The organism is Candidatus Cryosericum odellii, assembly GCF_003570935.1.
GTDB classification, from domain to species: Bacteria; Caldisericota; Caldisericia; order Cryosericales; family Cryosericaceae; genus Cryosericum; species Cryosericum odellii.
On record NZ_QXIU01000029.1, the window covers coordinates 1 to 6132 of the forward strand.

The 6132-nt window shown below is 62.3% G+C and carries 10 protein-coding genes and 1 pseudogene; 2 read left to right on the forward strand and 9 right to left on the reverse strand.

What is annotated here, in order from left to right:
* A partial coding sequence (locus tag SMC5_RS10545; protein ID WP_165848910.1) for a hypothetical protein occupies window positions 1-288 on the forward strand: 288 nt, incomplete at its 5' end.
* A gap of 66 nt (window positions 289-354) precedes the next feature.
* On the opposite strand, the gene SMC5_RS11540 is transcribed toward SMC5_RS10545, so the two are convergent.
* Complete coding sequence (locus SMC5_RS11540; RefSeq protein WP_407079750.1) at window positions 355-645, reverse strand: DUF349 domain-containing protein; 291 nt, start codon at window positions 643-645, stop codon at window positions 355-357.
* Window positions 527-928: a hypothetical protein gene (locus SMC5_RS11545; RefSeq protein ID WP_407079751.1), complete on the reverse strand. Its 402-nt coding sequence runs from the start codon at window positions 926-928 to the stop codon at window positions 527-529. Before SMC5_RS11545 ends, SMC5_RS11540 begins: the two co-directional genes overlap by 119 nt.
* Between SMC5_RS11545 and SMC5_RS11210 the strand changes: the two genes are divergently transcribed.
* Window positions 848-1039 (forward strand): hypothetical protein, encoded by a 192-nt coding sequence (locus SMC5_RS11210; RefSeq protein ID WP_243624935.1) that lies wholly within the window; start codon window positions 848-850, stop codon window positions 1037-1039. The genes SMC5_RS11545 and SMC5_RS11210 overlap by 81 nt on opposite strands.
* A gap of 51 nt (window positions 1040-1090) precedes the next feature.
* Here SMC5_RS11210 and SMC5_RS11550 read toward each other — a convergent pair.
* The 7 genes and pseudogenes from SMC5_RS11550 to SMC5_RS11360 form a co-directional block, all read right to left on the reverse strand.
* A pseudogene (locus tag SMC5_RS11550) lies at window positions 1091-1648 on the reverse strand (DUF349 domain-containing protein); the annotation flags it as partial.
* Window positions 1649-1722: 74 nt separating this feature from the next.
* Entirely contained in the window at window positions 1723-1902 is a 180-nt protein-coding gene (locus tag SMC5_RS01110) for a hypothetical protein (RefSeq protein ID WP_119119249.1), read from the reverse strand.
* On the reverse strand, window positions 1902-3767 hold the full coding sequence (locus SMC5_RS01115; RefSeq protein WP_165846138.1) for a molybdopterin-dependent oxidoreductase: 1866 nt from the start codon (window positions 3765-3767) through the stop codon (window positions 1902-1904). Before SMC5_RS01115 ends, SMC5_RS01110 begins: the two co-directional genes overlap by 1 nt.
* Before the next feature lie 236 nt (window positions 3768-4003).
* Window positions 4004-4984 carry a DUF4097 family beta strand repeat-containing protein gene (locus tag SMC5_RS01120; RefSeq protein ID WP_119119251.1) on the reverse strand — a complete coding sequence of 327 codons (981 nt, stop codon included), beginning with the start codon at window positions 4982-4984 and terminating at the stop codon, window positions 4004-4006.
* Entirely contained in the window at window positions 4956-5366 is a 411-nt protein-coding gene (locus tag SMC5_RS01125; RefSeq protein ID WP_165848911.1) for a DUF2089 domain-containing protein, read from the reverse strand. Before SMC5_RS01125 ends, SMC5_RS01120 begins: the two co-directional genes overlap by 29 nt.
* Before the next feature lie 7 nt (window positions 5367-5373).
* Window positions 5374-5772 (reverse strand): hypothetical protein, encoded by a 399-nt coding sequence (locus SMC5_RS01130; protein WP_119119253.1) that lies wholly within the window; start codon window positions 5770-5772, stop codon window positions 5374-5376.
* Window positions 5773-5799: 27 nt separating this feature from the next.
* Window positions 5800-5928 carry a hypothetical protein gene (locus tag SMC5_RS11360; protein WP_279386277.1) on the reverse strand — a complete coding sequence of 43 codons (129 nt, stop codon included), beginning with the start codon at window positions 5926-5928 and terminating at the stop codon, window positions 5800-5802.
* Between the last annotated feature and the right edge of the window lie 204 nt (window positions 5929-6132).

Genomic DNA, 6132 nt, shown 5'->3' on the forward strand with positions numbered 1-6132 from the left:
GCCCTTCCGCTGGACATTGCGACGGCAACCTCGGCAAGCTGGCTGTGTCGCCACGGCGCCTATCTGGGCAGGCCCGAGGTCCGCGAGTTGTGGCCGTTGGAGACCACATTCTTCGGGGACAGCATCAACGGCAAGGACAGCTGGTTCTTTGACGAAAGCACGCTCCATGCCGCTGACCCTGGCACAACGCAGGCAGCGTATGACCAAGAGATCAGTACTCCGTTGGGCCGCATGTCCAGTTACACCAAGACACTGTTTCTGCTGGCACGCCAGGCGTACGGCCTCTAACGAATCACATCTTGACCAATTGTGAATCCCCAAAGTACCAGGTACTTTGGGGATTCACAATTGAGGTCAGGTGCCGTGGATGTCCTCCCACTCGGCGCGGGCCCGCTCGAAAATCTTGTCAACGGCTTCGCTGAAGCGCGACCACAACGCGTCGTTCTCTTCCGGCGGAACGGGTCCTGAGAACTTCCACCGCTGCTGGAGTTTCTTGGCTTTTTCCTTGGCCTCGAACGGGTCACGTTCATCCAGGAGTGCTTCCGCCTCGGCGCACAGCTGTTCCTTGACCTCGACATTGTCGCCGGTCCACGAGCGGTAGAGCTCGAAAAAGCGGTCGGAGGCGGCCCGATACTCCTGCCACAGGGCTTCGCCCTCGGCGTGCGCAACGGGGCCGGCTCCCATGTACTGCTTCTGAAGGAGCACGACCTTGTCGCGGGCGTCGCGCCACGAGACACCCTTGCCGGCCTTGTCGGTCAGCTCGCGGATGAGCCGGATGACGTCGCCGCGCTTCTCGGTACTGTTGCCCCGCAGNNNNGGCGACCGGACCCACATCCGTATACGCCTGTTGCAGTTCCAGGAGGACGGCACGCGTCGCCTTCCAGTTGTCCAGGGGACGCCGGCTCAGCACCTGGATGCGGGCGACAATCTTTTCCTTCTGTGTCAGGGCCTCATGTTCCGCCTCGCCCTGACGGACGTGAAAGGCGGCGAGGACACGCCGGAGTTCACGTTCCATGATCTCATGCTGGTCATGGGGTAACTGCCCCGCTTCGTGCCAGTCATGTTTTTCGATGTCCGCGACTTCGCGCCGTGCCGCTTCCCATGCGAGTCCATTTGTGGTGTCCGTCAAGGTCTCGATATGGTGCAGCAGCTGTTCCTTACGCACGTGGTTGGCGTCGTACCATGCGTCCCGATGTGCTTCGAAGGCGCGCTCGGCAGCGGAAAAACGTGCCGACAGGGCCATGTCTTCTTCGTGCCGCGCCGTCTTCTTCCACAGTTGGGCCAGCTGTTTCAGGCGTTCGCCCGAAGCAGCCCACATCGTGTCGTCTATCTCGTCCAACAGCTGCTCGGCGCGTGTGCACAGGTACTCGCGATACTCGCGGGTAGGGGCGCCGCGCATGCGCTGTTCGTCGAACCACTGTTCCTGCCTCCGCGTGAACGTTGCCACCGCATCGTTGAACGCCTTGCGGAATGGAGTCGTCGCTGCATCGTCTGACCAGCCGGTCAGGTGCCACTCGTGCATGAGGTGATCCAGCGTCGACCGTGCGTCCTTCCAGTCGGTGGACTGGGCCAAGGCCACGGCTGCTGATGAGAGCTGCTTCTTGCGCTCCAGGTGCTCGGCTGCAAGGCGTGTGGCTTCCTTCTGCATGCACGCAAGACGCGCGAGCTGTTCGTCGGCTTCGTCCCGGCCTGCCAGGGCGGCGACGCGCACGGAGGCGGCTATCAGCCGTGGGGCAGCAGCTTCGCCTTGTCTCGTGCTTCGCTATAGGCGTTTGCCAGGGCAGCGACGGCGTAGGAGATGACCTCCAGGGAAGGGTCGGCCCGTTTCTTGTGGGGAACGGCGCTCTCCGTGGCAGGCGCGGTGATTACAGGATTCTGCTGTGGCTTGTCCTGCCGTTTCATTAAAGTGCGGGCTCGAGCAGGACCCAGCTGTCGTTGATGCAGGAGTTGCCGTCCGGCGTGAGTCCGGGCGCGACGAGCAGGTTGACGCCCTCCACCCCCTGGGGCAGCACGACGGTCTGAGCGGCGATGCTCTTGTCCAGGTGGATGCGCACATCCAGCGAACCCAGCGCGTTGCTCAGGGTCACCTTCTGACCTTCGGTCAGGCACCGTTCATGCGTAAGTTTCCTCGACACCGATGCCACGGGAGGCAGGATGCGTGCTCGTGCCTGGTTTGGGTCGATGCCATTGATGTAGTCGCGCACGTGCACGGTGATGAGACGCAGCATACCCGGTTCGACAAGGACATCGGGCACGCGGGAGGGGAAGTGAAACGCTCCCTGGATGCGTGGTGCCTCTTTGAGACGCCACATGCCGGGACCCGCGGGTGTCAGCCTGGGGTCGTTCTCGATTTCGGCCAGTCGCGCCCTCTCGGTCGTGAACCGGTCCGGCAGCCCAAGCCGCAGAGCGACGTCCCGGACAATGTCCAGCTCGTCGCGGACGCCCTCGGGCGGTTCCGCCGCCTTGTTCGTTTTCTGCAGCAGGTCATGGAAGTGGCTCATGACGTAGTCGTCGCCGCGCTCCAGGAACACAGTCGTCGGCAGGACGAGCGTGCAGGCACGGGTGGTCACGCTCATGTGCCAGTCCAGGCAAACCGAGAAGGGGCATTGCTCCAGGAATTTCAGCACCTTTCCGGCGTCCGGGCACTGCGATGCGGGGTTGCCCCTCACGAACATGGCAGCCTCAATGGGTGGGGCAGCTTCCAGCAGAGACGCTCCCAGATTGGGACGCGGCACAAAACGGGTCTCAGCGCCGGGCACCGTGGCGAAGTCGTCTGGCAGCAAGTCATCGTCGCCCTGTTCAAACCAGACACCGCCGCCGGGGACGCCGTGATTGCCCAGCAGGAAGCCCAGCGTGTCGATGGTGTGGAACAGGTCGGCGCCCCAGCGGGTCCGCTGAAGACCGATGCCGGTCCAGATGCTGAGGGGCGGCTGGTCCATCACGAACCCGACGAGCACATGCAGGGCGGCGGCGGAGAGGCCGGTGGCCAACTGTGCATCCTCGGCAGACACAAGCAGACACGCCTGCCTGAACGCGTCGTATCCTTCATGCGCCGCTTGTGGTTCGCCACGGAGGATGATGGCTTCATGGCACAGGTACAGGGCGAGCGTCAGGTCCGATCCGGGGCGCACGACCCACGTGGAGTCACTGATGGCCGTCGTGGGCGTGGCGCGGACGTCGATGGTCCCCAGGCGGGCACCCGCTCGGCGGGCGTCATGCAGAATAGCGAGGAAGTGGACGCTGTTTTCAGCCGGGTTGCGACCCCACAGCAGGATGGACTTGCTCTCCAGCGCAGCCAACGGCTGGTCGCGGCCGACCGTGCCATAGCTGCGAGCCAGACCGACCTTGCCCTCGGAGCCGCACAGCGATCCGGTAGCCATCGTGCCGCCGCCCAGCATCAGGGGAAGCAGGCGCTGGACCTTGTTGCCCATGAGCAGGTTGCCGGAACCCTCGTAGAAGAGGAAGGACTGGTGACCGTGATGCCGGATAGCTGACTGGATCGCCTGTGCCGTCATGTCCAGGGCCTCGTCCCAGCCGATAGGGATGAACTTGCCATTCCGGCGTGCCAGGGGCGACGTCAGACGGTCCTCGCCCCGCAGATCACGGACCCAGCGGCGCCCTTTGTGACAGATGAAGCCACGCGTGTATGCGTTGTCCTTCCGACCTTCCAGCTCGACGAGTCGCCCTTCGCTGCAGGTTGCGACCATGCCGCACGAGTCGGGACAGTCATACGCACACACACTTAGATAGTTGCCATCGGCCAACATTGGTTCCTCCATCGTTCAGGGTACCAACAGTATATCTGAGAACAGGACAGATGAAGGTGATGACGCTGCGCGGTGCCAATTCGTCGAGAGTGTTACACTTCGGGACCGCCCGAGCCTTTCTGTTCAAGACCCCNNCTGAGGGGAGCTTCTGTCCCAAGACTGTTACACCTTCCCAGGAACCGCGAACCCCCGGCTGCGATGACCGGGGGGTGCGTGATGCCTTTTCGGAAGGAGAACTATGTCAGTCTGACCTCGATATCGCCGCTGCCGGTGTGGACGGAAAGCTCGACGGTCGCCAGACCCACGGGAATGCGCTGCCGCTGGACCTCGACATCGACGCCTGGACCCCTGATGCTTGCCTCGCCCGACCGCGTCTCGACATCGACCATGACGTCGTGCTGGTCAAGTTCTGCACGCACGTCGCCGCTGGTCGTCTTCAGGCGGGCACTGCTCTGGACGGTCACCCTCTCCAGGCTCACGTCCCCGCTGAAGCTGAGGACGTCGGTGTCGTTCAGGACGGTGTTGAGGACGGCAACATCACCTGAATACGACTTGAGCATGCCACGGACGGTCGAGTTTCGAATGTCCAGGTCACCCGACTTGCTGATGACGTCGCCATCCACCAGGCACTTGTCCAGGTCGACGTCGCCCGACGTCGCCTGTGCGGAAGAGAGGTGCGCCATGGAGCTGGCGTCGACATCGCCGGACACGCTGCGCACCACAACGTCTCCCGTGATGTCGCTGACCGTGATGTTGCCCGAGACGGTCTTGAGTTCGCACGACATGTCGACAGGTACTTCGAGTTCGACCGGTTCGCCGTCGTTGCCGAATCCGAGGCTGAACGAGAAGCCGTGGAATTCGCCTGCAGTCAATCTCGACTCGACCTCGACATTCTGGCCATCCTGGCGGGTACGGACGCTCGATTGGCCTCGCACGACCCGGACAGCTGGGAGTCCCTGGACACCACGCACCTGCAGGTCCTCAGAGATCAGGCGTACGGTCAGACTGCGGCCTGTGGCCTGGGGCGCAGATGCGGGAGTCACCGGCTGAGCAGGGGGCATGGGTGCCATAGGTTCGGCTGGCAGACGAGGCACTTGTGGAACCTGCGGCAACTCGTCTTTGATCACACCGAGCGCGGCCAAGAGCTCGTCGTACTGCTCCTGTGTAATAAGTCCCTTGTCCTTCAGTTCACTCAGTCGTTCCGTCGCTCGGCTCATCGCTGCCCTCCTTGATGGTCTTCAAGACCGTATCGACGCTCAGGTCGCCGGCTTCCAGCTTGTCCAGCAGTTCCATGATGTCAGGTTTGTGCGCGGCTTTCTCGGCAGACTTGTCGTCGCCAGACAGTCCCAGCGCCGCCAGCACCCTGTCCAGACGGCCCCGCACGGTCGGATAGGACAGGTCCAGGCGGTCCTGGACTTCTTTCAGGTTACCGCGCGCCGCCAGGAACGTCAGCAGGAACTGCTCGTCTTCACCGGACAGGGCCGCGAACCGGTCGAGCGGGTACGCTCCTCGCACAGTTGTGTCACAGGCGGTGCAGTGCAGCTCGGCAATCTCCAGCTGAGACCCGCACGAGGGGCACGTCGTCGGCAGGCGCTTCATGGCAGCCTCACTCGATGCTAAGGATGACGTCGTCACCGTCACCTGCATGAATGTGCATCAGTTCCCCTACGAAGGCCGGGTCCGCGATCAGGCGCCTGATTTCGTCGACATCGATCGGGACCTGCTTGCCGTCGACACCAACGGTCGCCCTTCCCTTGCGGGCGAGGATGTTCAAGCCGATACCCGCGAGGGCCATGGGGAAGCCCAGGTCCACGTGCTCACCTGTTCTGGCTTCGTCGACATGAATCCGGAACGTCCGACGTGTACGAGGCTGCGCCCCCTGGATAGGTGGACTGGACTGTTGGGATTCCTTCGGCTCGAGAGTCGCAAGCAACTCATCTGCCTCGGCGCGCGTAAGCTTGCCTTGCTGGACCATACGTTCGATCTTCTCGTACTCTTGCGACATAGTATCCTCCCGGTCTCGGATGTGTGCTCAGTCCCTGACGATATACTCGCGTTTGCCGCTGACCGTCCAGACGACGTTGAACAGCAGCACCGCCGTAGTCGTATCCAGCCGGCCACGATACACCAGGTCCATCAGTCTCGTCGTCGTGTCGGTCATCTCGTGCCTCCTAATAGAATGTTGTTCACTTGCACCTAAATAATATTAAGGCAATGGTAAATGTCAAGAGACAAGTCATGAGATACTGAGGGGGACGCCAACACACTCAACGTCAGAGATGTACTGACGTCAACACAGATCATGCGTTCATGGCGTCGGTTCACTCGCACATTATATTATTCATGGAGCACGCCTTGATATGAT